The organism is Paenibacillus sp. Y951 (assembly GCF_056786395.1).
On record NZ_JBXCIY010000089.1, the window covers coordinates 1 to 654 of the forward strand.

At 36.7% G+C, this 654-nt stretch carries 1 protein-coding gene; it reads left to right on the plus strand.

Annotated features, from left to right (window positions below):
• Positions 1-36: 36 nt before the first annotated feature.
• The coding region (locus AC1TPB_RS24980; RefSeq protein ID WP_482078958.1) for a hypothetical protein at positions 37-654 on the plus strand (618 nt) is incomplete at its 3' end.

Consider the following 654-nt stretch of genomic DNA (forward strand, 5'->3'; position numbering starts at 1 on the left):
AAATCTAATACGTGGGAATAAAGGAGAATAACCGATATGAAGAAAGTAGCCAGTAAATCCATTCTAATGATGCTCGTACTGCTATTAGCATTTTCTTCATTATCCACACCTACCTTTGCGGTTGAAAAGAAGGATGAGAGGGGGGAGATTCTTAATCTCCCCCCTTTTGTGGATTTTGAAGTCAAAGAAAAACGTGAAGTAGATATAATTGTTGATGTTGGGAATACAACAAAGACGGAAGATCAAGTCAATAGTTGGGTAAATGAATCACTACGCCCTGCATTGCAAGCAGAGGGTTTGGATTATAAGATCCATGTCGAAAAGTCTAATGAAGGCACTTCACGACAATACTATTTTGGTAGAGCACCTAATAGTACATTCGATAACTCTGCAATGTACTATTATGATACAGTAACCAAAGAAAACGTGCTTTTTTCAAATAAAATTACAGGGAACAGTAATATGCACGGTTTAGGGCGAGAGTTACACTCACTACCTATTATAGATCCTACTGAAAGTTTCATGTTGTATAAACAAGGTTTAGAGGGTGTTGTATGGATTGTTGATTTAACAAATAATAACGGTCAATTTGGAAAAAAAGTTTATCCAATGATAACAAGCGGAAGGTTTGATACTGGTAGTTTTGGCGGAACC